The sequence below is a fragment of the Pseudoalteromonas sp. NFXS39 genome (assembly GCF_040148775.1).
Lineage (GTDB): Bacteria > Pseudomonadota > Gammaproteobacteria > Enterobacterales > Alteromonadaceae > Pseudoalteromonas > Pseudoalteromonas apostichopi.
In genome coordinates this window covers 360,274-384,035 of sequence record NZ_JAGDEC010000001.1, presented here as the reverse complement: position 1 = coordinate 384,035, position 23,762 = coordinate 360,274, and the positions used below count along the sequence as shown (strand labels likewise).

Below are 23,762 nucleotides of genomic sequence, written 5' to 3'. Positions count from 1 at the left end.
GTTTATTTCTCTTATTTTTTGCTGCGCTTACAGCTGCCAATCTAAAAAGTTTTGTAAAAGTCGGGTGCCTACTTTGGCACTTCGCTCAGGGTGGAACTGCATACCTGCGTAGTTATCTTTGGCAACAATCGCTGAAAAAGCTTGTCCGTATTCACCGCTAACTAAGGTGGCATCGTTCACTGTGTGAGCAAAGCTATGCACAAAGTACACTTGATCTTGCGCTGATAAACCTTTAGTGAGGGCATGCTCTTTTAAGACGCTTAGGTCGTTCCAGCCCATGTGCGGTGAAGTTAATTCACCTACATCAAGTTGCTTAACAATACCTGGGATTTTGCCAAGACAATCAACATTGCCTTCTTCAGTTTTGTCACAAAGTAATTGCATACCTAAACAAATTCCCATCAACGGGCGCTGATATTCATCAATTGCTTGCTGCCAGCCACCGTCTTTTAAGCGTTTCATTGCAACAGAGGCATGGCCTACGCCAGGTAAAATCGCACGTTCAAAACCTTTTAATTGCTCAGGTGAAGTGATCACCTCTGGTGTTTTACCTAAGCGTTCAAAGGCAAAACGAACAGAGTTAATGTTGGCACAACCGGTATTAATTATAGCAATCATAAACACCCCTTAGAGCTAGCAGTTTGTTGCGAAGCATCTTTAGCAATCGCAGCGCGAAGTGCTCTAGCAAACGCTTTAAATAGACCTTCAACTTGGTGATGGCAGTTACCATCGCTAACCGACAGAATAAGGCTCATCGCGGCATTATCACTTAAGCTTTTAAAGAAATGTTCAACCATTTGTACGTCTAAGTCGCCTACTTTTTCACGGCTAAAATCGGCATTTAATACAAATGATGCACGGCCTGATAAGTCGATTTGTGCTTCAGCTTTACATTCATCCATAGGCAATGCGAAACCATAACGACCAATTTGCGTTTTTGTACCTAATGCTTGTTTAAGAGCAAGACCAAGTGCAATGCCGATATCTTCAACTAGGTGGTGCTCATCAATGTGTAAATCGCCAGTTGCTTGAATATTAAGACCGATATTGGCATGGGTGCGAATTTGGTCAAGCATGTGATCGAAAAAGCCAAGGCCTGTGCTAATTTCACCATTTTTTGTTTGGTCTAAATTAACTTGCACATCGATTTGTGTTTCTTTGGTATTGCGAGTGACACGGCCTTCACGGTTCGCTGTTGTCAACTTTGTGACAATTGTATCCCAGCTGCCATCATACAAAATGCCTTCGCAACATAAGTTCTTGGCAAGTCCGATATCTGTTTGGCGATCGCCAATCACAAATGAGCGTGCTAAATCGACTTTACCTGAACGCATTAGCTCAGTAAGTAATCCGGTTTTTGGCTTACGGCAGTCACAATTTTGTTCATCAAAGTGAGGGCAGATCAGAACCTCATCAAATTTGATTCCTTGGCTGTTTAAGATATTCATCATTTTGTCTTGAGCAATATCAAAATCAGCTGTTGGGAAGCTATCAGTTCCTAAACCATCTTGGTTCGAAACCATCACAAGGCGGTAACCTGCCGCTTGAAGTTGTAATAGAGCAGGGATCACATTCGGCAAAAACACCAATTTTTCAAGGCTATCAACCTGTTTGTCGGTGATAGGCTCTTCGATAATCGTGCCATCGCGGTCAATAAATAAATACGGGTTGCTCATGATAATTCCTGTTCTACTGTTTTGCTGGTCAGTGATAAGCCATCTAACCAAACTTTTACTTGTTCTAATTCTTGTTCATTACCGATAGAAATTCGTAGCCAATCATTTTCGCCATACAATGTGAAGGCACGCATCACAAGGCCCTGTTCAAGCGCGATATTAAATGATTGTTTGTCTCTTAATTTTAAGGTGACAAAGTTACCTTCACCGCTCAGTACTTTGATAACGGCAGGTGATTGCTCAAGCCAGTTTTTTAGTTTGGCTTTTAAGCTATTGAGAATTGTCACCTGACGTCGCATTGAAGCGATATTGTCACTACTTAATGCGTCTGCTGCAATGCTCGCAACAACGGTTGATACAGGGTAAGGCGCAATCACTTTACGAATAGGAGCAAGTAGCTCATTGTTAGCGAGTGTGAAGCCTGTTCTAAGACCCGCAAGTGCAAACGCTTTAGATAAGGTTCTCAGTACCACAAGGTTACTAAACTCATTAATGAGACTTGCAGCTGTTTGCTCTGGGCAAAATTCTATATAAGCCTCATCAACCACGACAATCGCTTTACCTGCAAGTTGCTGGGTGATTTTTCTGATTTTGTCTAGGCTAGTCATGCTGCCAGTTGGGTTATTTGGATTACAAATAAACACCAGTTTTGAGTCAGCAACTGCGGTTACAATCTCATCAACCGTACCTTTTAATAACAGTTCTTGAGTTAAACCGTTAATCGCAATGTTGTGAGTGTCAGCGGTTACTTTGTACATGCCGTAAGTTGGCAAAAAGAGTGCAATGCTATCTTTAGCTGGACGACAAAACGTACGTACTAATAGCTCAATACCTTCATCAGCTCCGCGAGTCATTAGCACTTGCTCCGGCTCTAAATTAGCATAGCAAGCATAACGATTAATCACTTGCTGAGGCTGCGGATCTGGGTAGCGATTTAAATCAGCTAAATTGATATTTGGAGTACGTGAATATGGACTTTCGTTGGCATTTAACCAAGTAGTGCCTGTGAGCTTTTCACTTTTCGCTGAACTATAGGCTGTAAGTGCAGCAATGTTATCTGGCAACAGCGTTGTTATTTTTGCATTATCGCTCATTGTTCATAGCCTCAAGACGAATTGAAACAGCATTAGCGTGAGCATCTAGTCCCTCTGCTGCAGCTAACGGTAGAATTGCTTTAGATAATTCACGTAAGCCATTTTTACTGATGGTTTGCACTGTGTAAGTTCTAAAGAAGTCCAATAAGTTTAAGCTCGAATAGGTCGCACTGTAACCATACGTTGGTAGTACGTGGTTAGTACCGGACGCATAGTCACCGGCAGACTCAGGGGTGTAATCACCCACAAATACTGAACCGGCATTTTTCACTAAGCTTAGATAAGGCTGCGCATCAGCAAGTTGTAAAATAAGGTGCTCAGGACCATATTCAGCAGACACCGCAAAGGCTTGCTCAACCGAGTCCACTAATATCAAGCTTGAGTTAGCAAGGGCTTGTTCGGCAGTGTCTTTACGACTTAATTTTGCTAGCTGCTCTGTTAATGCTTGCTGTGTTTTTTCAATAATACGTTCGCTGTTACATAGTAAAATAACTTGCGAATCAGCGCCGTGCTCTGCTTGCGACAATAAATCAGCGGCAATAAACTCAGGGTTTGCACGCTCATCAGCAATCACTAACACTTCAGAAGGGCCTGCTGGCATATCAATCGCCATGCCCGGAATAGTTTGCGCAACAAGTTGTTTTGCCATGGTGACAAAGCTATTTCCTGGGCCAAAAATTTTGTTCACTTTAGGCACTGACTCTGTGCCGTATGCCATTGCTGCAATCGCTCCGGCGCCGCCACTTTCTACAATGGTTTTAATACCACATAGTTTTGCCGCATATAAAATGGCAGGGTTGATAGTTTCATCGGCTTTTACAGGTGTAGTAAGCACAACAGTTTGTGCACCACTTAACTGTGCAAGCACTCCTTGCATAATCACTGACGATGGCAATGGCGCACTACCACCTGGCACGTAAATACCTACCGCTTCAATGGCTTGATATTTAAGTTCACACAGTACGCCAGGTTGCGTTGTTAACTTAATGTCTTTAGGTAATTGTGCTTGGTGAAAGCGTTTTACATTGGCATAGGCCGTTTCGATGGCGGCTTTTAACTCGCTTGATAGTAACTGCTCAGCTTGATTAATTTCTTCAACCGGTACTAATAAGCGAGGTGTTTCGCGCTTATCAAACTCTTTTGCCATCTTTAATAACGCTGCATCACCTTCTGTTTTAACTGCATTTAAGATGTCGATACAAATTGCTTCGACCTCTTTACTTGCAGTAACAGCAGGGCGGGTGAGTACCGCCTGCTGTGCTTGTTGATTTTCCTCATTCCAGCGAAACATGGATAATTACTCCATCATTTTTTCAATAGGCATAACGAGAATTGAGTTGGCACCCAATGCTTTTAACTGTTCCATCGTTTCCCAGAATAGGGTTTCGCTACTAACCATGTGCAGTGCTACATAATCGTCGCTACCTGCAAGCGATAGTAAAGTTGGTTGGCCAGTACCTGGTAGCAAGTCGCACACTTCATCAAGCTTTGCTTTAGGAGCGTGTAACATGATGTATTTACTTTCCTTAGCTTGACGAACACCACGTAGACGCGGCATTAGCGTATTGATTAAATCAAGTTTACTTTGATCTGCTAGGTCTTTGTTTTGAATTAAACATGCATTTGATTCTAAGATTGTGTCGCCTTGCATTAAGCCATTGGCTTCTAACGTTGCACCGGTAGACACTAAGTCACAAATCGCATCAGCCAGACCAGCACGCGGTGCCACTTCAACAGAGCCTGTTAACATTACCGTGCTTGCGTTGATGCCTTCACGTTTTAGATATTGGCTTAAAATTTCAGGGTATGTAGTTGCAATGCGTTTACCTTCGAACCAGCTTTTATCTTGTGGGCCAAGTTCTTGTGGCCATGCAAGTGCTAAACGGCAGTAACCAAAATCAAGTTTAGAAAGCTTATTTACTTCGAATGCCACACCTTGGCGTTCGCGTTCAGCTTGTACTTCAACGAGTACGTTTTCACCGACGATACCTAGGTCACAAACACCGTCCATTACAAGACCCGGAATATCGTCATCGCGTACACGAAGTACATCAATTGGCATGTTGGTAGAGTGTGCGATTAAACGTTGTTCACGAAGATTTAATTTAACACCAAGTTGCTTAAGTAACTCTTGGCAGTCTTTTGATAAGCGGCCGCCTTTTTGGATGGCGATTCGTAAACGGTTGGTATTGCTCATTATTCATTTTCCTTTAATTCAAAAACTAAAAACCCCGAGGGAACCTCAGGGCGAAAATAAATAATTTGGTTGATTGCTCGCCAGAGGTTCCTTTTAGGAATAACCTCTCAGCGAAAAACCTGACAGGCTATTCCGGTGAATGATGGTGATGATGGATAGTTGTCAGATTGAAGCGCATAATTTTTCCTGTATTGCACTCGTTTGTATAAACCAGTGCGTAAATCTGTTTAAATAAGTTACGTATATAGATAAACATGCTTTGCCAATCTTTGGCAAGCATTTTTTTGCGAAATTAAAGTATATCTTATAACTGTCGATATATATTGGATAGGTAGGAGGTACAATAGGAGGTACAAATGGATATCATGATCCCCTTTTTAGGTCGAATAACGCGCTTACAGTTGGAGAGTAAAGGTGCGTTTCATATTGCGGGCGTAAAAGACGCGAACGTGCAGCGAATTGAACTCGAAAAACGCCAAAAGCGTGAAATAGAGCGCCGTAAAAAAACTGCTAAAAAAGATGATAAAAGCAACAAAAATGCCATAGAGGAAGATGAAGAGGGTAATAAACACCTAGATACATGGGCTTGATACTCAATATAAGAATTTGTTTTTATGCAACAGGTCGTTTTTTCTGCTAACGTAAATAAACACTTGTGTTGTTCCTTACAAGGCAATTCAATGGAAAAACCTTCAGTACCTTTAAACGAGCAAGCTAGGCTGGAAGAGCTTCGCTCGTTGGATGTTTTAGACTCTCAAAGTGAACCTGCCTTTGACCGAATCACTCGCCTTGCCCAACAGTTTTTCTCTGTGCCTATTTGTGTTATTAGCTTAATCGACGAGCAGCGACAGTGGTTTAAGTCATGTGTGGGGTTAGACGTCACAGAAACAGCGCGAGATATTTCTATTTGCGCCCATGCAATTTTATATAAAGACCCACTAGTGGTTGAAAATGCTTTAAATGATAAGCGCTTTGCAGACAACCCCTTGGTAATGGGTGACCCAAATATTCGCTTTTATGCGGGCTGCCCAATTACACTCAAATCAGGAAATAGAATTGGCACTTTGTGCCTTATCGATCATCAACCGCGCAGTTTTAATAAACAAGAAATTAAAGCGTTAACAGACTTTGCCGCAATTGTTGAACGAGAGTTTGCAATCATGCAGTTAGCGACTACCGATGAGCTTACCTTATTGCCTAATCGTCGAGGTTTCAATAGCACCGCAGAGCATTATCTTGATTTATGTATTCGCCATCATTTAAAGGCAAAATTAGTATTTATTGATTTAGATAACTTTAAAGCAATTAACGACAAATTTGGCCACGCCGCAGGCGATAGAGTACTGAAAGATTTTGCTGGGTTGCTAGAAAGTTGTTGTCGTAAAGCTGATTTATATGCGCGTTTGAGTGGTGATGAGTTTGTTATTTTATTTACAGATTTAAATACCAGCGAATGCGAAGCAATCATGCAACGTTTGTTGCTGTCATTTAATCACTCACCCAATAGTTTTAATAACCAAGTTGAACTTGGCTTTTCTTATGGTATTGCTGATTTTTCAGACCAGCAGCCTTGTTCGTTGACTAAGTTACTTGCAGTTGCAGATGGTCGAATGTATGCCAATAAAGCACAAAAAAAGGCTCGATAATCGAGCCTTTAAAGTAAAAAGCGGTGCTTAATTTTTCGCTTCTGCCGATTGAATACTACTATGGATCAGCGGTGATATTGTTAAACCTTGTACGATGATTGAAAAAATGACTACCACGTAGGTTACAATAACGATTAAATCGTGTAGGTCAGAGCCTGCAATCATTACTTGATCTCGTGGGATCGCAGCAGCCATGGCTAGCGCTAAACCACCTCGTAAGCCACCCCAAGTGAGTATCTTCACTGAGTGCTTATCGTATTTTCGATATTTTTTAAAGAACACAAATGGCGCACCTACACTTATAAAGCGAGCTAGCAATACTACAGGTACTATCAGTAAACCTAGGCCAACTTCTGCAAGGGTAATTGGCATAGTGACAATCAGCATACCGATGATCAAAAACAGCAAGGCATTTAAAAAGCTATCGGTGGCATGCCAAAAATCTTTTACATAGCGGGTATCTTCTGGTCCTGTGCGCTCGGTTGCCTTAGAGCGAGTAATATTGCCAAGTAAAATACCACTTGTAACCATGGCAAGAGCACCTGAAATTTCCCAAATATTTGCTGCGGCAAAGCCAGCGGTTGGTATTGTCAGTGTTAATAGCAAACGAATGTTCACATCGCGACTATTAATAATTAAAAAATGCCCAACTAACGCAATTACTAGGCCAAACACGATACCGCCAATAGCATCCACTAAGAATAATTCAGCAACGTCAGTAAACGTGGCTTCGGTACCATAAAAGGCCACTGAAAATATCGTAGTGAAGATCACTAAACCGATGCCATCATTAAACAAAGACTCACCTTCAACTTGCACAGAAATACCTTCTGGGGCTCGCATTTGTTTAATAATGGCTAATACTGCAATTGGGTCGGTTGGGCTGATTAATGCTCCAAACAACAAGCAGTAAATAAACGGCACTGGCCAGCCAACAAAAGCAAATAAGTAATAGCTTAAGTAACCAACGATGACTGTGGAGGTAATCGTTGAAAATAATACTAATGCGGTTATTTCCCAACGCTGTTTACGAAGGGCTGCTAAGTTTATTTCTAATGCGCCAGCGAACAGTAAAAAACCCAACATGCCTTTTAATAGCAACTGATTAAAGTTGATACTAGAGACTATTTGAGTTATTTCGAGGGCGGTGGTATCACCAAGCATTTTAACAGCAAGAATAAGTAGTAAAGAAATAACAACAGAGCCTGTTGTTATAGCAATAGTGGTTTGCATTTTGAGGATAAATTGGTTAGCAAAAGCAATAAAAATAGCTAATGCTGAAAGAAAACAAATGAGGTACCAAGCATTCATTGTTTGACCTTAAATATTTGTATAACAAGACGCAGAAAGCAGTCACTTTCTGGCGGCATATAGTACGCCTCTAATATAGGTATGTCACAGTGTTTATGCGATTTTTATTGTATTTTAGAGTAAAAATTCAAGGCTCCGATTGCATATGTATAATAGGTGTTAAAAATGTCTAAAAAGAGACATAAAAAACCATACAAATATGCAATTATGATAAGCTCTGTTAGCTCAATCAGCAGGTTTAAATTGCGCAGACTCTTGGCTGGTATTAATAGCCCTAATTGGATAAGGAATAACGATTCCCTCTTCTGCGTAACGTTGATGTAATGCTTTAATAAACGCAGATTTCACCCAAAAACGGTTAAAATACTCTTTTGCTCTTAACATCACTGTAAAATTGATACTGGATTGATCAAAGGTGTGAAATACAACAAATGTATCGTAATCATCTACACCCCATTTGTGGCTTTTTAAAATCTGTCTAGCAACATCCAACGTAACTTGCTCAACCTTATCAAGATCTGAGCCGTAGTGAACACCAACCTCAACAGGTACGCTAAGCTCTTTTTCTGGATAAAAATAGTTAATGATGCGTGATTTAGACAACTGACTATTTGGGATCACTATCATATTATTAGGCAACATTTTTACCCAGGTTGAGCGCCAACCAATTTTCTCAACAAAACCTTGATCGCCACTTTCAAGCTCTATAAAGTCGCCAACCCGAATAGGTTTATCAACCACCAACTGAACCCCAGAAAAGAAGTTTTCGAGTGTAGGTTGTAAAGCCAAAGCAACAGCAAGAGATGTAATGCCTAAAGAGGCAATAATAGGGGTGATAGAAATCCCTAACGTGCCCAATAACACCAGTAAGCCAACACATACTATTGCACAGCGGATCAAGCCTTTAATTATGCTATGGCTATTTGAAACCACAACCGAACGGGCACTGTAATAATCAACGGTGCCAAATAAGAAATGGTCTAAAAATAACACTAAGGCAAAAATACAAATAGCTTTGGCGGTGGCTGAAATCGGTAAGGGGTGCTCAGCCATAAAGCCAGTTGTGTTCAATAATTGACCAAAGATGATCACAAGCACCATCATTGTGCATAAGGTCAATGGCGTAGCAAGTGAGTCAACCAATAAAGAGTCGAACACAAAGTCGGTTCGCTGGGTCCACTTTTTTAAGCAATAAATAATCACAAACTTTAATAAAAACAATGCTATGGCAGCTAAAGTTGTGCCACCAATAACGACTAACCAAGGCTTATTTAGCCAATCGCTTTGTATCAGTTCAGTAATCATGCTTAATCCTTAAACCTTAGTTACTTGGTGTTATTGCAATTTATATACCTAGGCTTTTCTGCAATGAGTTATGTCTTCTAACTATCAAATAGAAAAGATGAGATGATAAAAATAAAAGGTACAAATGTTTAATAAATGTTATAAATTTGTATCATTAATTTTACACCTCAACTCCGTTTGTTAACATTTTGTACATATGAAATCCATTATCATATTGTTATTTAAGGAATAATGTTTTAGAGCTAATACTTTACTTGTAAATTTTTTGTTTCATTTTCAATTTCGCTCCATTCAATCTAGGCTGGTCATTAATCGGGAACAGTGCAGTCCGATTACAAGGAAAACATTAAATACATAACAATCTAACGGAGCGTAAAACGTGAATTTATCTAAAATCACACTAGCAACTCTTGCTGCTTTTGCTTTGACTCAAGCAACAAGTGCAGTAGCTGCGAATAAGAAATACCTAAACGAACAAACAGGGATTAACCAAGCTTTGCAAACCAATGCGTCATCGGTTTTGAGTGCAAATCCAAATCAGTTAGTTGGTTTAGGTGCAGGGAATGATTTAGTGGTATTAAAAGAAATCAAAACCAGTAACGGCAATACGACGCGCCGTTACCAACAAATGTATCAAGGTCTGCCTGTCATCGGCGATACGGTTAGCCTTACATTTGATAGTAATGGTCAGTTAAAACGTGCACATGGTGCAGCTGTGTATGATATTGCCGCAGACATCGATTCTGTGTCTCCGGCACTTAACAAGAAAAAAGCAGTCGCGAAAGGGCTCGCTAATTCACCCGCTGCAATTAAGTCAGTCGGGTTAAAAAAACATAATGAACAATCACGTTTAGCTATTTGGCTAGATGAAGATAGTGTTGCTCATCTGGTGTATGAAGTTACGTACGTAACTTATGGCGAAAACCCATCTCGTCCGTACCAAATTATCGATGCAAACAGTGGTGAAGTATTATTTAGCTTCGATAACCTTCAACATGCCAGTGCAACAGGCCCTGGTGGTAACTTAAAAACAGGCAAATACATCTACGGCACTGACTTTGATAACCTAGATGTTGCTCAGTCGGGTAGTACCTGTACGATGAATAACGCTAACGTAAAAACCATTAACTTAAATGGTGGTACGAGTGGTTCGACAGCGTATTCGTTCACTTGCCCTGAAAATACTTTTAAAGAAATTAACGGTGCGTACTCGCCTTTAAATGATGCACATTATTTCGGTAACGTTATTTTTAATATGTATAACGATTGGGTCGGTACTGCGCCATTAACTTTCCAGCTGAAAATGCGCGTTCATTATGGCAACAACTACGAAAATGCGTTTTGGGATGGTAGTGCCATGACTTTTGGTGATGGTCAAAATACCTTCTATCCACTAGTAAGCCTTGATGTATCAGCTCATGAAGTAAGCCATGGTTTTACTGAACAAAACTCTGGCCTTGTTTATTCTGGTAAATCAGGTGGTTTGAACGAAGCCTTCTCTGATATGGCAGGTGAAGCGGCTGAGTTTTATATGAAAGGCTCAAACGACTGGTTAGTGGGTCAGGAAATTTTTAAAGGTAACGGTGCATTACGTTACATGAATAATCCAACCCAAGATGGTAGCTCAATTGATCATCAAAACAATTATTACTCTGGCATGGATGTGCACTACAGCTCAGGTGTATTCAATAAGGCATTTTATAACCTTGCAACCACACCTGGTTGGGATACGCAAAAGGCGTTCGTGGTCATGGCTCGTGCTAACCAACTTTACTGGACTGCCAGCACAAACTGGGATTTAGCAGGTAATGGCGTGATGGATGCGGCCTGTGATTTAAGTTATGACCCAGCAGATGTACAGGCGGCGCTTGCGGCAGTCGGTGTGACTTCAAGCTTAAGCGCAGGTAGCAGTTGTGGTACGACTGAGCCACCTCCAAGCGGTGATGAAGAACTAACTAATGGCGTTGCACGCACAGGGATCAGTGGCGGTGCTAAAGATCAAATGTTCTTTACCCTCGAAGTACCAGCAGGTGCAACAAATTTACAATTCAATACAACCGGTGGAAGTGGGGATGCAGATCTCTATGTAATGTATGGTGCAAAACCAACACTGAGCAACTTTGATTGTAAAAGCACTTCATCTACCAGTACTGAAAGTTGCGCAATTAGTAATGTGCAAGCAGGTACTTACTACGTAATGGTGGAAGCTTGGAATGAAATTTCAGGTGTATCACTAACTGGTAGCTTTGATTCGGGCAGCGGTGGTGGTGTAACACCTATTAACCGCACTGAGTCTAACTTAAGTGTTGCTACAAATAGTTGGACTCGTTTCACGCAAGACCTAGATGCTGGGTATTCGTCACTTGATGTGACTATTTCTGGTGGTTCAGGTGATGCTGACTTGTATGTGAATTTTGGTTCGCAATCGACTACATCTAGCTATGACTGCCGCCCTTATAAAAATGGCAATAGCGAAACCTGTACATTTACAAATCCTCAAGCGGGTACTTGGTATATCGACCTTCGCGGCTATCGCGCTGCAAGTGGTGTAACACTCACCATTTCGGCTAACTAGCCACCCTTTTAGGGAGCTCCGGCTCCCTTTTTTTATTTTTAATAAGGAGCGATTATGACAACCCGCCTAAAGCAGTGCCTAGTGGGCTTTGCCACTCTGTCACTGAGCCAATTAAGTTATGCAGAACAAGACGAAACAATTTGGGTGACCATTGATGCCCTTGCTGCAGAGCATTTTCAACAAGATACAGTGAGTAAGCATAAACTAAACAGTAATTTTGCGATGCAAAAATCAGTGTTGAATCAAGTTAATTTTATGCGCGTTAACAAACAGGATATAGCTGGTTTAAGTGAATTTATGCACGATAATTATCATCGCTGTGGTGGTTTTGTAGCCCATGACTCATTAGCAGATGCAGAGCTATATACTCAGCAATTAAATACGCTGTCGCAGACTGCGATGAATGCAAGCTTGGTAAATTACAATATTGATAATGCCGCGACAGTCAATGCGCTATTATCATCGATTAATAGTAGTGAACTGAGCGATACGGTTAATAGCATGATGAACTTTCATAACCGTTATTATTCAGTTCAAAGTGGTGTTGATGCGGCTGACTGGTTAAAGAGTCATTGGCAACAAATTGCCAGTAGTCGTAGTGATATCAGTGTTGAGTACTTTAACCATAGTTTTTCGCAGTCATCAGTTATTGTAACCATACCTGGTGCAGAAAAAGCAGATGAAATCGTCGTTATTGGTGGTCATTTAGATTCAATCAATCAGTCAAACCCGAGTAATGGACGTGCTCCCGGTGCAGACGATAATGCCTCTGGCATTGCGGTGCTCACACAAACCTTGAAAGCGATTGTGGAAAATAACTACCAACCTCAGCGAACGATTCAAATAATGGGATTTGCCGCTGAAGAAGTGGGTCTTAGAGGCTCGAAAGATATTGCACAAAGCTATAAATCACAGGGTAAGAATGTTGTTGGCATGGTGCAATTTGATATGACCGGTAATAACGGCAGCAGCACCGATATTGTGATGATGACGGATTACACTAATTCATCGCAAAACCAGTATCTATCGCAATTGCTCGATGCTTATCAACCCACAGTGAGCTATGGCTTTGATCAATGTGGTTATGGCTGCTCAGATCATGCCTCTTGGTATCAGCAAGGGTTTGCCGCCTCAATGCCATTTGAATCTACAATGAGTGATATTAACCCAATGATCCATACATCAAATGATGCCCAGTTTGATGCGGCTCACGCGAGTAAATTTGCAAAATTGGCCGTGAGCTATGTTGCTGAAATGGCAAAGAATGCTGGTGATGTAGTGACTGAGCCAACTAATCAGCTTGCAAATGGTGTAACTAAAACGGGTTTGGCGGGCTCAGCAAAAGAGCAACTTTTCTTTACGCTAGACGTACCCGCAATGAGTAGTAACCTTGAGTTTGTAACTGAGGGCGGCTCAGGTGATGCCGATTTATACGTGAAGTTTGGCAGTAAACCGACATTACAAGACTTTGATTGTAAAAGTACTACCTCTACAAGTAATGAAAGCTGTGTGATGTCGTCTGTTCAAACGGGCACTTATCATGTCATGGTTGAAGCGTGGAATCAGATTTCGAATGTGTCACTTACGGGAAGTTTCAGCACTTCTGGTGGCAGCGAAAACATTGACAGAACTGAGACAAATATTAGTGTCGCAACAGGGAGTTGGCAGCGCTTTACTCAACAAATACCAGAAGGCCTTAGTCATTTTACAGTGACTATTTCCGGCGGTAGTGGCGATGCTGATTTGTATGTTAACTATGGCTCAGCGTCGACAAGTTCAAATTATCTGTGTCGACCCTACAAAAATGGTAACGAAGAAAGTTGTCAATTTGATAACCCGCAAAGTGGTACTTGGTATATAGATTTGCAAGGTTACCGAGCCGCTTCGGGCGTGACATTAACGATTCAAGGACAATGATTTAAGAGCAATCATACTTTTAACCATGAGGAAGCCTTGCTTCCTCATTTAGTCTTGCCCTTGGCAAGTCAGTTACGTAAAATCTGCTCATCACTTTTAATCTATTGGCGAAGTTTATCAAACAACTTTTCAGTGCCACTGGCCCCCTTGCACTTTCTCTTGATGGATATACTCCTCGGCAGCCACAAATTGACATGGCTGTTGCAGTTGACGATGCCTTAAAAAAACGTCACCAATTAGTGGTTGAGGCGGGCACAGGCACGGGTAAAACTTATGCTTACTTAGCGCCTGCATTAAAATCAAAAGGCAAAACCATCATCTCAACGGGTTCAAAAGCACTGCAAGAGCAGTTGTTTCACCGTGATTTACCCAATTTAGTCAAAGCACTGAGCGCCACCAAAAAAGTCGCCCTTTTAAAAGGCCGCGCGAATTATTTGTGTACGTATCGTTTAAGTCAGCATGTTGCGCATGTGCCAACAGATGATCCAGATGTAATGCATCAACTTGCGATGGTGGCAAAGTTTGCAAGTGAAACCCGTTCAGGCGATTTAGCAGATTGTATTGGCATAGAAGAAGACGCCAAGGTACTGCCTTATGTTAGCTCAACCGCTGATAACTGTTTGGGTAAAGAGTGCCCAGATTTCCAAGATTGTTATATTCGTAAAGCACGATTAAATGCAATGGAAGCCGATGTCGTAGTGATCAACCATCATTTATTCTTTGCAGATATGGCAGTAAAAGACACTGGCTTTGCTGAACTTATGCCAACCGCCGATGCCTACATCTTTGATGAGGCTCATCAGCTGAGTGAAATTGCCAGTGACTATTTTGGTGAAAGTGTAAGTACCAAAAAGCTGGTGGATTTAATTAATGATTTACGAGCGATTTACCGTGCCGATATTCCCGATATGCTGCAATTAGGTAAAACTCTCAACAAGTTAGAAACTAGTGTCGCAGATTTACGCTTGCAGTTTGGGCTAGATGGGAGTCGTGGTGATTGGCGCGAAAAGCTAGCCGATAAAGATATTTGTGCTGCACTACACAGGGTGATCAGTGATCTTGACTTTTTATACCAGGTGTTGAAATTATGCTTAGATCGTAGTGAAAAAATCGAGCATCCGTTTGAGCGTACATTAGCCTTTAAAGGTCAGTTAGAGCGGGTATTTGATACTGCACAAACGGGCTATAGTTATTGGTACGAGACAACCCGCCGATACCTAACGGTGAACATTACGCCACTCAATGTGTCGGCTAAATTCGCACAAATGATGAAAGACACTGGGGCTGGTTTTGTGTTTACATCGGCCACTTTATCGGTCGATAACGACTTGGCACATTTTAATGCCAGCCTTGGTCTAAAACCAACACAAAGTATGATTGTTGAAAGTCCATTTGATTATCAACAACAAGCAATGCTTTGTTTACCGCGCTATTTACCTGAGTCTCATGCGAACAATATGCCCCATGCTATTATCAAGCTGACCCTTGAGTTGATTAAATCAGCAAAAGGTCGCTGCTTTGTGCTGTTTACTAGCTATCGTATGATGCATTTAGTGGCTGAAGGTTTAACGACACAAATGGATTATCCGGTTTATATGCAAGGGCAAATGTCAAAACGCATTATACTTGAGAAGTTTACCCGTCATGGTAATGCCGTTTTACTCGGCACAGCTTCATTTTGGGAAGGTGTAGATGTTAGAGGCAGTACATTAAGTTGTGTTATCATTGACAAATTGCCGTTTGCCGCACCAGATGACCCATTATTGCAAGCAAAAATGCAAGATTGCCAATTACAAGGCAAGGACCCATTTGCACATATTCAATTACCCCAAGCGGTCATTGCATTAAAGCAAGGGGTAGGGCGACTTATTCGCGATAGTAAAGATAAAGGTGTGCTGGTTATTTGCGATAACCGCTTAGTAACACGCCATTACGGCCAAGTATTTTTAAAAAGTTTGCCACCAATGCGCCGCACGCGCGATTTAGCAATGGCAAACGCGTTTTTAGAACAGATCAATTAGAGTAACTTAGATGATTAAACACAATATTCTTGCCTTAGATGCATCAACTGAAGCTTTATCGCTGGTGCTACATTATCAAGGGCAAACATTTCATCATTTTGAAGAGTGCCCACAGCAGCACAGCCAAAAAATCTTGCCTTTAATTGATGAGTTACTCGCTAAGGCGCAATGTAAATTAGCAGACTTAGATGTTATTGGGTTTGGTCAAGGACCGGGCAGCTTTACAGGAGTGCGTATCAGTGTCGCGATTGCGCAAGGCTTAGCATATGCCGCACGCTTGCCTTTGGTTGGTGTATCAACATTACAGATGATGGCGCAACAAGCATTTGAACAAGACAAAGTTAGTGATGTGTTTTCAGCGATTGATGCGCGTATGGGTGAAATATATTATGCCCACTACAAGGCTGATGAAAATGGCTTAATGACGCTTGTTGATGAAGAGCAAGTAATTAAACCTGAGTTGCTAACGTTACCTGAAACAGCAGCAACTGCGGTGGGCACTGGTTGGAAAACCTATCCTGCGCTTGTCACTGAACTTGCAAATGTAAGTCTAAATGAAAACATTTTACTGCCTGATGCGAAGTACATGCTAGCCTGGGTTGCAACTGCCTTCGCTAGCGGTGATACAGTAACTGCAGCGAATGCGCAGCCTAAATATGTTCGTGATACAGTGACTTGGAAAAAACTACCTGGCCGAGAATAAAGAGACGATTAACGACACTTGCGTGCTTGTAAGTTATGGCACATAATTTAGTCATGTTTGATGTGGAATTACTAGTTTGACTTTACCTATTGGCTCAGGCTTTTATACCGGTGACATTCCCGGTCAATATAGCCGTAAAAATACCGTTACTGATAAGCCTAAAGCGATATCAGATCAAACGGCTGAGCAAAAGTCGTCAACAGAGTATGTTAAATCAAGCCCTCAAGCAGTTGCTATTGCCGATGAATTTAAAGCTGAGTCGCAAAGCTACCAGCAAACAATTTATGATAAACCAAGCAACCCAAAAACAAGTCGTGCTATTTCAACCTACACTGAGTTTGCTAACTTAGAGCGCCGTGCCGAAGTGCAAAGCTTAATTGGCGTTGATGTATACGCTTAATTAATAAAGCAAGCAACTGAATTAAAATGAAAAAAGCCTAAACAAATGTTTAGGCTTTTTTATGATTAGACAGTATTCAATATAAATTACTGTTTTATATAATCAATCAGTTTGTCGGCAATCGCAGTATTGTTTTGCGAACCGTAGAAATCTTCAGCACGTTTACCATAGGCAAATACTTGTACATCAATAGCGGTGTGGCCGCCAGTAGTCCAACCTGTGAAGCTGGCATGATTGATGATATCTTTTACTGCAAGTAGTAGTGCTTTATCACCCATTTTCTTAGCTTGGCTAAGCTTAATGCTGTTTGCATCAGTGAATTCGATATCAGAATACTTTTGCCATACTGCTTTTAAGTCATCGCTTTCAAGTAGAGCTTTAGTGATAGTGCCAGCAGTTGCTTTAACACCTTTAACAACGTCCGTTTCCCACTTATATTGACCATGAGCACCGAGTGTTAAGCCACCTGTTGAGTGATCGGCAGTGATAACAAGCAGGGTATCAGGGTTTTTATCTACATACGCTTTTGCTTGTTCAATCGATTTAGCAAAGTCATCCATTTCGCCCATCGCACATGCAATGTCGTTTGCATGACCACACCAGTCAATTTGGCTACCTTCGATCATCACAAAGAAACCTTTGTCGTTTTGACCATCAAGTAAATCGAGTGCTTTCGTTGTCATTTGCGTAAGGCGCGTTGGATTTTCGTCAAGCGCAAACGGTAAACCGACTTCAGCGAATAAACCAAGCGCTGGAACTTGCTTTAAGTCATTCATTGCTGCAAAGTCATCGCTGTACTGATAGCCAGCCGCTTTAAATTCTTCAACTAGGTTGCGATCTTCACGAACGTAATATTTCGTGCCGCCACCTAACATTAAATCAACCGGTAATTTGCCTGCGATTTTGTTATCGATATAGTCGTTGGCAATCTCGTCATAATTACGGCGAGATTCGTTATGTGAAGCAAAGCTTGCAGGGGTTGCGTGGTTAATTTGTGATGTCGCCACTAATGCTGTGGTCATACCGCGTTCTTTGGCAACTTCTAGCATGGTTTTTACTGGTTTTTTATCAGTATCAACAGCAATTGCGCCATTATAACTTTTATGACCACTACTAAGAGCTGTTGCACCCGCTGCACTGTCTGTTACATAAGTATGATCATCTGGGTAAGTATGCGCCATACCACGTAAAATAGTATCGAAAACAGTTGGGTCAACAACTTTAGTATTTGGATCATCTTTAAAGTAACGATATGCAGTTGTGTACGCTGGGCCCATACCATCACCAATCATATAAATAATGTTTTTTGGTGCTGATTCAGCCATTACTGAGCCTGCTGAGCATAATAATGCTAAAAGACTTAATTTTAATTTCATTGATGTAACCTTATTATTGTGCCCTTATTTATACTGCGAGGATTATTGTATACTAGCCAGAGGATAAATAAACGCCTTTAAGTTGAAACGCTTAATAAATAGGAGTAATTGTGCAACCATTTTCTTTTCAAACTGGCACTCAGGCAATGCATGGCCTAACCTTTGGTCATGGCGATGAGGTCGTGATTGCCTTACATGGTTGGCTTGATAACGCACATAGTTACATACCTATGTTACAAAATGTGCAGCTTAACCAGCGTTGGTATTGTCTCGATTTTCCTGGTCATGGTTTATCAGATTGGCGAAGTAGTGACGCACACTATTACTTTATTGACTACATTGATGACGTTTATAAATTTGTTGAGTCACTTGATGTGACTAAAGTGCATTTAGTTGGTCATTCAATGGGGGCTATGGTTGCTGGAGTTTTTGCCAGCTGCTTTCCTGAAAAGGTAGCATCGGTAAACTTCATTGAGGGCATTGGTTGCGTTACAACCGACAGCAATGACGTGAGCAGCCAACTCCGTAAAGCGATTTTAAATAGAGCGCGGGTAAACAGTAAAGGCCCTCGCGCTTTTGACTCAAAAGCGCACATTATTAGTGCAAGGCTCGCAAGTGGTGACCTTGAATACCCACAAGCAGAGCTACTGATGACACGAAATTGTTACGAAAAAGCAGGTAAGTGGTATTTGACAACCGATCCAAAACTTAAAAATCACTCAGGGTTTCGCTTTGATGAGGCACAATGCATTGCAACCATCAAACAAATTAACGCACCATGTCAGCTTATCTTAGGGGCGAAGGGTTACCCTTTTGTTAAAGATAACCTAGAGGCATATGGTAAATATTACAAGGAGTTAAAAATTCATGAGATACCAGGAGGTCACCATTGCCATATGCAAAGTCCTGCATTAACCTTAGAGCACATTCATGCATTTATTGGGCAGTATAAAGCAAGTTAATTGTATAATTGCACCAAATGTGGGATTATCTGCACCATTAGAGTATTTACTCCATTGAGAAACTGCCTTAGTTAGATTAAGGTTATTAAAAAATATAATTATAAACAGGAGCTAAGAGTGGAAAAAATCTGGCTTAAACGCTACCCAGAAGGTATGCCTGAAACAATCGACCCTGAGCATTATCACTCGCTACTCGACTTGTTTGAAAAAAGTTTTGCTGACTATAGTGACCTTCCAGCCTTTACCAACATGGGTAAAGTGTTGACCTATAGTGAGTTAGACAGTGCTACAAAACGTGTTGCGTCGTACATTCAAAATGATCTTGGTCTAAAAAAAGGCGATAAAGCAGCGGTGATGATGCCGAATCTACTGCAAACGCCTGTGACTATTTTAGGTATTCTTCGTGCTGGTTGTGTGGTGGTTAACGTAAATCCACTTTACACTGTGCGTGAATTAGAGCACCAGTTAAATGACTCAGAGTCATCAGCAATTTTCATTCTTGCTAACTTTGCCGATACCCTAGAAAAAGCATTACCAAAAACTAACGTTAAGCACATTGTGGTTACCCAAGTGGGTGATATGGTGGGCGGTCTTAAAAAGCACATTGTTAACCTTGTGGTTAAACACGTTAAGAAAATGGTGCCTAGCTACACATTACCAAATGCAATTAAATTTGCAGATGCACTAGCTGGTAATGAAGCGAGTTACAAAAAGCCTGAAGTTGATTTAAACGACTTAGCATTCTTACAATACACAGGTGGTACAACGGGTGTATCTAAAGGTGCAATGCTATCTCATGGCAACATGGTTGGTAACCTTGAGCAAGTATCTGGTTGTTTAGATAATGTACTAGAGCGAGGTAAAGAAGTGGTTATTACGGCACTGCCGCTTTATCACATCTTTGCATTAACTGCGAACTGCCTAACATTTATGAAATATGGTGGTTTAAACGTACTTATCACTAATCCACGTGATATGCCGGGCTTTGTAAAAGAGTTAACACAACACAAATTCACTGCGATAACGGGAGTAAACACCCTATTTAATGGTTTATTAAATACCCCGGGTTTTGCTGAGCTTGATTTCTCGAGCTTAAAAATGTCGCTTGGTGGTGGTATGGCGGTACAACGTCCTGTAGCTGAAAAATGGCAAGCTGTAACAAAAACCAAGCTAATGGAAGGGTATGGTTTAACTGAATGTGCACCACTTGTAACACTAAGCCCATATGACCTTGACGGTTATAACGGTTCAATTGGATTACCTGCACCAAGTACTGATATCAAGCTAATGCTTGAAAATGGTGAAGAAGCAGCTAAGGGTGAACCTGGAGAGCTTTGGGTTAAAGGCCCACAAGTAATGCAAGGTTACTATAATCGCCCTGATGCAACAGCTGAATGTTTAAAAGACGGTTGGTTTGCAACAGGTGATATTGCAACTTACGATGATGAAGGTTTCTTCTATATTGTTGATCGTAAGAAAGACATGATTATCGTATCAGGCTTCAACGTGTTCCCAAATGAGATCGAAGAAGTAGTCGCAATGCACGATGGCGTGCTTGAAGTAGCTGCTATCGGTATCCCTCATGAGGTAAGTGGCGAACAAGTTAAAGTTTTTGTCGTGAAAAAAGATCAATCTTTAACTGAAAAAGATATAATAAAGCACTGTCGTGATAATTTAACGAACTATAAGGTGCCTAAACTCGTTGAGTTTAGAGATGAACTACCAAAAACAAACGTTGGTAAGATTCTCAGAAGAGCCTTAAAGGACGAAGAAAAATAATTAAAGCCGGCATTAGCCGGCTTTTTTATGGTAAAGAAAGGGGTATAAGTGCAATATCAACTGATCGAAACACAAAATCAATTAAATGATTTTGTAGAAAAAATAACAGGTAAACCGGTACTAGCAATTGATACTGAGTTTATGCGTCGTCGTACGCTTTACCCTGAAGTTGCACTTATTCAAGTATATGATGGTGAGCATTTAGCGTTAATCGACCCACTGGCTGAGTTGTCGCTTTTTGATTTTTGGCAAGTACTTAAAAACCCTGAGGTGTTAAAAGTACTGCACTCACCGTCAGAAGATATTGAAGTGTTTCAAAAATATGCTGGTTTTGTACCAACACCATTGTTTGATACCCAATTTGCTCTACAAATACTAGGCCATGGTAACTGCATGGGCTTTGCGCACATGGTTAAAGAATTACTTGATATTGAAATTGATAAAAGTGAATCGCGCACTAATTGGTTACAGCGCCCACTCACTGAGAAGCAGCTAGATTATGCCGCTGCCGATACGTATCACTTACTGCCTTGTTTTGAAATTATTAAAAAACAAATTGATGAAGCTGGCTTTTTTGACATCGTGATCAGCGAAAGCGAGTTAGTTGCGCAAAAACGTGCTTATCAAACACCTGCAGAGCAGCTTTACAAAGACATTAAAAATGCATGGCAATTACGACCGCACGACTTAGCGGTATTGCGCGAACTTGCTGCATGGCGCCGTGAAAAGGCAGAGCGCAAAAATCTCGCACTTAACTTTGTGGTAAAAGAGCACAACATGGTTGAAATTGCTAAGCGTAAGCCTACAAGTTTAAATGCGTTACGCCGAGTGCCAGGTGTTGAGCCTATGGAAGTTAACCGTTCGGGCGTTGAAATTTTAAAATGTATTGAGCGTGGTAAAGCTGTTCCTGTAAGCGAACAACCAGCACAATTAAAACGTTTAATTGATTTTCCGGCATACAAAAAAGCCGCTAAAGATATTAAGCAAAAAGTTACTAAAGCTGCAAAAGAGCAGGGTATTCCTGAAGATGTATTGGCCTCTAAAAAACAGATTAACCAACTGATCAGCTGGAATTGGAAGCTCGATGCCGATGAGCGTAAAACTGCATCAAAACCAGACCTGTTTAACTCATGGCGCTATGAGCTTGTAAAAGACGTACTTAAAGAGTGGCAAAACTGAGCAACAGCCTATTAAAAGGGCTTTGTACTCGTCACTAATAGCCCTGAAACTTGCTGCGTTTACGCGTTACCTGTAACCAATGCAGCAAGTTATTATCATATCGTTTTAATCGTTGTTTTTGTTTTGACGTTAAATAATAAAATGGCGCAAATATAAAGTAGCCATGACCAATAATTACCACGCAGTTAAAACCATATTTAGTATATTGTTTAATTAGTTTAGTTTTGTTTGGCTCAATATGAACATTACCAAACGCAGAGCTATAAAAAATACCGTGGCGACATATCGTCAGCTCATTTTTACTGTTCAATATCAAAAATATAATTACAAACGATGTAAGCATAAAAGCCATTAAAAGTAGGTCATGAAGTGGATGCTTTTGTGATGTCACTTTCAGTATAGACAATGTTAAAACGGCTAAAGTTACGAGGATAGCAAGTGTGCTTTTCTCTGAACTCTTCCTTAAATTCAATACTTTCATTCTCAGTCCTTGAGAGGTTTTTCTAATATAGTACTTTGCTACTTAGATAAAACAATCTGCCAAAAAAATGAAAATAAATGCTATTTTTAATGGTTTATTATTATGCTTTGAGCTTTGGTTTTTTTAGCTTGTTGAATTTAAATAAAATAATTAATTGTTATTCTCTAAGTCTAAATAAAAGGCGTCTGGTTGTCAGGAAAAGCAAGTAGTCGAATAAACCAAAGTCTATAGTGATATATGTCGGAAGGTCTGCCTTGAGTGACTAGTTGCCATTCGGCATAACTTATCTAGCATTAATTGCCAATTCTCACTTGTAAGCAATCACCCAAAGATTTTAATTCCAAAGAGGAATACCTCAGTTTGCCTTTTGTATTTATAGCCTAAATAAACTAATAGATTTAAATTAAGTTTTGTGATTATTCGATTTTTCGGGTAGAAATTTATAACCATTGATCATTGCTGAAACCAGTTCTGATTTTTCTCTTCGTTCAGCAACGATAACACCTAGTATATGCAATGGTATAAGTATTACTAGGGCATAAAATGCGTATACATGAGCAGTGATGATGGGGGAGCGAAACTCTCTAAGCTGCTTATAACGTTCATCGTCAACATTAACTTTTGAATAAGGCTTGATTACGTCAAGTTGAGTCTCGTCAACCGCAATGCTTTTAGCAAAGTGCTGTCCTAACGGTGGGTAGTAAATATCAGTCCCTGCCAGTATTAAGCCCGTTGCCATTTGAATTGTCATTGCTATCAGCAAAGCTAATACCATGAGCTTTCCTATTGGATTATGGCCTTTGTATACTTGTTTGGGAGAACGTCTGAATTTAGTTAGTTCCTTCTTATACCCTTTCATAAATGGCAGAGTTTGTGACCACATGTCATTCGACGAACCAATAAAACCCATAACCAGCCGAATGATAAGGTTTATGGCAAAAATGTAACCGATAGTAACATGTATGGTTTTAAGCATTATTTTGGCGTCCACCGTTACACCAAGTGTTTTTCCATTAAAGATGATTAAGCCGATCACAATTAGTAAGCTAATTGTGATGACGTTTATCCAGTGAAAAAGCCTGATGCTTTTAGGCCATACATAAGTAAGTGTTCTAGTTTTGTTCATAACATTTCTCCTTT

Annotated in this window: 20 protein-coding genes; 10 read left to right on the top strand and 10 right to left on the bottom strand. The window is 40.7% G+C overall.

The window, feature by feature from the left end:
* Positions 1-27: 27 nt before the first annotated feature.
* Genes hisH through hisG form a run of 5 tightly spaced genes read right to left on the bottom strand, consistent with a single transcriptional unit; the run spans position 28 to position 4,967 of the window.
* Complete coding sequence (gene hisH / locus J3455_RS01680) at positions 28-618, bottom strand: imidazole glycerol phosphate synthase subunit HisH (RefSeq protein WP_130052610.1); 591 nt, start codon at positions 616-618, stop codon at positions 28-30.
* Positions 615-1,676 carry a bifunctional histidinol-phosphatase/imidazoleglycerol-phosphate dehydratase HisB gene (hisB, locus tag J3455_RS01675; RefSeq protein WP_294089870.1) on the bottom strand — a complete coding sequence of 354 codons (1,062 nt, stop codon included), beginning with the start codon at positions 1,674-1,676 and terminating at the stop codon, positions 615-617. Before hisB ends, hisH begins: the two co-directional genes overlap by 4 nt.
* Positions 1,673-2,770: a histidinol-phosphate transaminase gene (hisC, locus tag J3455_RS01670; protein ID WP_256853883.1), complete on the bottom strand. Its 1,098-nt coding sequence runs from the start codon at positions 2,768-2,770 to the stop codon at positions 1,673-1,675. The genes hisB and hisC overlap by 4 nt, the downstream gene beginning before the upstream one ends.
* Positions 2,760-4,061: a histidinol dehydrogenase gene (gene hisD, locus J3455_RS01665; RefSeq protein WP_167657556.1), complete on the bottom strand. Its 1,302-nt coding sequence runs from the start codon at positions 4,059-4,061 to the stop codon at positions 2,760-2,762. Before hisD ends, hisC begins: the two co-directional genes overlap by 11 nt.
* Positions 4,062-4,067: 6 nt before the next feature.
* Entirely contained in the window at positions 4,068-4,967 is a 900-nt protein-coding gene (gene hisG, locus J3455_RS01660) for an ATP phosphoribosyltransferase (protein WP_130052606.1), read from the bottom strand.
* Between the two features lie 356 nt (positions 4,968-5,323).
* Here hisG and J3455_RS01655 point away from each other — a divergent pair, with 356 nt between their 5' ends.
* Positions 5,324-5,557, top strand: a complete 234-nt coding sequence (locus tag J3455_RS01655) for a hypothetical protein (protein WP_349560863.1) — start codon at positions 5,324-5,326, stop codon at positions 5,555-5,557.
* Positions 5,558-5,647: 90 nt separating this feature from the next.
* On the top strand, positions 5,648-6,613 hold the full coding sequence (locus J3455_RS01650) for a sensor domain-containing diguanylate cyclase (protein ID WP_297330157.1): 966 nt from the start codon (positions 5,648-5,650) through the stop codon (positions 6,611-6,613).
* Positions 6,614-6,640: 27 nt separating this feature from the next.
* Here the strand turns inward: J3455_RS01650 and J3455_RS01645 are convergent, their stop codons facing one another.
* A complete protein-coding gene (locus J3455_RS01645; protein ID WP_130052603.1) occupies positions 6,641-7,924 on the bottom strand; it encodes a cation:proton antiporter in 1,284 nt (427 codons plus the stop codon).
* 225 nt (positions 7,925-8,149) lie between these two features.
* A complete protein-coding gene (locus J3455_RS01640; protein WP_205987949.1) occupies positions 8,150-9,229 on the bottom strand; it encodes a mechanosensitive ion channel family protein in 1,080 nt (359 codons plus the stop codon).
* Positions 9,230-9,608: 379 nt separating this feature from the next.
* Between J3455_RS01640 and J3455_RS01635 the strand changes: the two genes are divergently transcribed.
* From J3455_RS01635 to J3455_RS01615, 5 genes are all read left to right on the top strand, one after another.
* The gene (locus J3455_RS01635) at positions 9,609-11,804 is read left to right on the top strand and encodes a M4 family metallopeptidase (protein WP_294089894.1); all 2,196 of its coding nucleotides are present in this window, start codon (positions 9,609-9,611) and stop codon (positions 11,802-11,804) included.
* Positions 11,805-11,858: 54 nt separating this feature from the next.
* On the top strand, positions 11,859-13,721 hold the full coding sequence (locus J3455_RS01630; protein ID WP_349560862.1) for a M28 family metallopeptidase: 1,863 nt from the start codon (positions 11,859-11,861) through the stop codon (positions 13,719-13,721).
* A gap of 104 nt (positions 13,722-13,825) precedes the next feature.
* Complete coding sequence (gene yoaA / locus J3455_RS01625; RefSeq protein ID WP_130052600.1) at positions 13,826-15,742, top strand: DNA repair helicase YoaA; 1,917 nt, start codon at positions 13,826-13,828, stop codon at positions 15,740-15,742.
* 10 nt (positions 15,743-15,752) lie between these two features.
* Positions 15,753-16,445 (top strand): tRNA (adenosine(37)-N6)-threonylcarbamoyltransferase complex dimerization subunit type 1 TsaB, encoded by a 693-nt coding sequence (gene tsaB, locus J3455_RS01620; RefSeq protein WP_130052599.1) that lies wholly within the window; start codon positions 15,753-15,755, stop codon positions 16,443-16,445.
* 76 nt (positions 16,446-16,521) lie between these two features.
* Positions 16,522-16,845: a hypothetical protein gene (locus J3455_RS01615; RefSeq protein ID WP_062565644.1), complete on the top strand. Its 324-nt coding sequence runs from the start codon at positions 16,522-16,524 to the stop codon at positions 16,843-16,845.
* Positions 16,846-16,931: 86 nt separating this feature from the next.
* On the opposite strand, the gene J3455_RS01610 is transcribed toward J3455_RS01615, so the two are convergent.
* The gene (locus J3455_RS01610; RefSeq protein WP_256853874.1) at positions 16,932-18,221 is read right to left on the bottom strand and encodes an alkaline phosphatase; all 1,290 of its coding nucleotides are present in this window, start codon (positions 18,219-18,221) and stop codon (positions 16,932-16,934) included.
* Positions 18,222-18,331: 110 nt separating this feature from the next.
* On the opposite strand from J3455_RS01610, the gene J3455_RS01605 reads away from it, so the two are divergent.
* The 3 genes from J3455_RS01605 to rnd all read left to right on the top strand — a co-directional run bounded on the left by J3455_RS01605 (position 18,332) and on the right by rnd (position 22,141).
* Positions 18,332-19,183, top strand: coding sequence for an alpha/beta fold hydrolase (locus J3455_RS01605; protein WP_130052598.1), 852 nt, complete (start codon positions 18,332-18,334; stop codon positions 19,181-19,183).
* Positions 19,184-19,300: 117 nt separating this feature from the next.
* Positions 19,301-20,962, top strand: a complete 1,662-nt coding sequence (gene fadD, locus J3455_RS01600; protein WP_349560860.1) for a long-chain-fatty-acid--CoA ligase FadD — start codon at positions 19,301-19,303, stop codon at positions 20,960-20,962.
* A 48-nt stretch (positions 20,963-21,010) separates the two neighbouring features.
* Complete coding sequence (rnd, locus tag J3455_RS01595; protein WP_167657563.1) at positions 21,011-22,141, top strand: ribonuclease D; 1,131 nt, start codon at positions 21,011-21,013, stop codon at positions 22,139-22,141.
* 34 nt (positions 22,142-22,175) lie between these two features.
* Here the strand turns inward: rnd and J3455_RS01590 are convergent, their stop codons facing one another.
* Together J3455_RS01590 and J3455_RS01585 are read right to left on the bottom strand one after the other, a co-directional pair.
* Positions 22,176-22,622 (bottom strand): hypothetical protein, encoded by a 447-nt coding sequence (locus tag J3455_RS01590; protein ID WP_349560859.1) that lies wholly within the window; start codon positions 22,620-22,622, stop codon positions 22,176-22,178.
* A 403-nt stretch (positions 22,623-23,025) separates the two neighbouring features.
* A complete protein-coding gene (locus J3455_RS01585; RefSeq protein WP_349560858.1) occupies positions 23,026-23,748 on the bottom strand; it encodes a cytochrome b/b6 domain-containing protein in 723 nt (240 codons plus the stop codon).
* Between the last annotated feature and the right edge of the window lie 14 nt (positions 23,749-23,762).

Excerpts from the sequence above, each read along its gene's own strand:
- hisC (WP_256853883.1), bottom strand. The coding sequence starts at position 2,770 with ATGAGCGATAATGCAAAAATAACAACGCTGTTGCCAGATAACATTGCT.
- J3455_RS01655 (WP_349560863.1), top strand. The coding sequence starts at position 5,324 with ATGGATATCATGATCCCCTTTTTAGGTCGAATAACGCGCTTACAGTTG.
- J3455_RS01610 (WP_256853874.1), bottom strand. The coding sequence starts at position 18,221 with ATGAAATTAAAATTAAGTCTTTTAGCATTATTATGCTCAGCAGGCTCA.
- J3455_RS01590 (WP_349560859.1), bottom strand. The coding sequence starts at position 22,622 with ATGAAAGTATTGAATTTAAGGAAGAGTTCAGAGAAAAGCACACTTGCT.
- J3455_RS01645 (WP_130052603.1), bottom strand. The coding sequence starts at position 7,924 with ATGAATGCTTGGTACCTCATTTGTTTTCTTTCAGCATTAGCTATTTTT.
- J3455_RS01650 (WP_297330157.1), top strand. The coding sequence starts at position 5,648 with ATGGAAAAACCTTCAGTACCTTTAAACGAGCAAGCTAGGCTGGAAGAG.
- hisD (WP_167657556.1), bottom strand. The coding sequence starts at position 4,061 with ATGTTTCGCTGGAATGAGGAAAATCAACAAGCACAGCAGGCGGTACTC.
- J3455_RS01640 (WP_205987949.1), bottom strand. The coding sequence starts at position 9,229 with ATGATTACTGAACTGATACAAAGCGATTGGCTAAATAAGCCTTGGTTA.
- hisB (WP_294089870.1), bottom strand. The coding sequence starts at position 1,676 with ATGAGCAACCCGTATTTATTTATTGACCGCGATGGCACGATTATCGAA.
- tsaB (WP_130052599.1), top strand. The coding sequence starts at position 15,753 with ATGATTAAACACAATATTCTTGCCTTAGATGCATCAACTGAAGCTTTA.
- J3455_RS01585 (WP_349560858.1), bottom strand. The coding sequence starts at position 23,748 with ATGAACAAAACTAGAACACTTACTTATGTATGGCCTAAAAGCATCAGG.
- hisG (WP_130052606.1), bottom strand. The coding sequence starts at position 4,967 with ATGAGCAATACCAACCGTTTACGAATCGCCATCCAAAAAGGCGGCCGC.
- hisH (WP_130052610.1), bottom strand. The coding sequence starts at position 618 with ATGATTGCTATAATTAATACCGGTTGTGCCAACATTAACTCTGTTCGT.
- J3455_RS01630 (WP_349560862.1), top strand. The coding sequence starts at position 11,859 with ATGACAACCCGCCTAAAGCAGTGCCTAGTGGGCTTTGCCACTCTGTCA.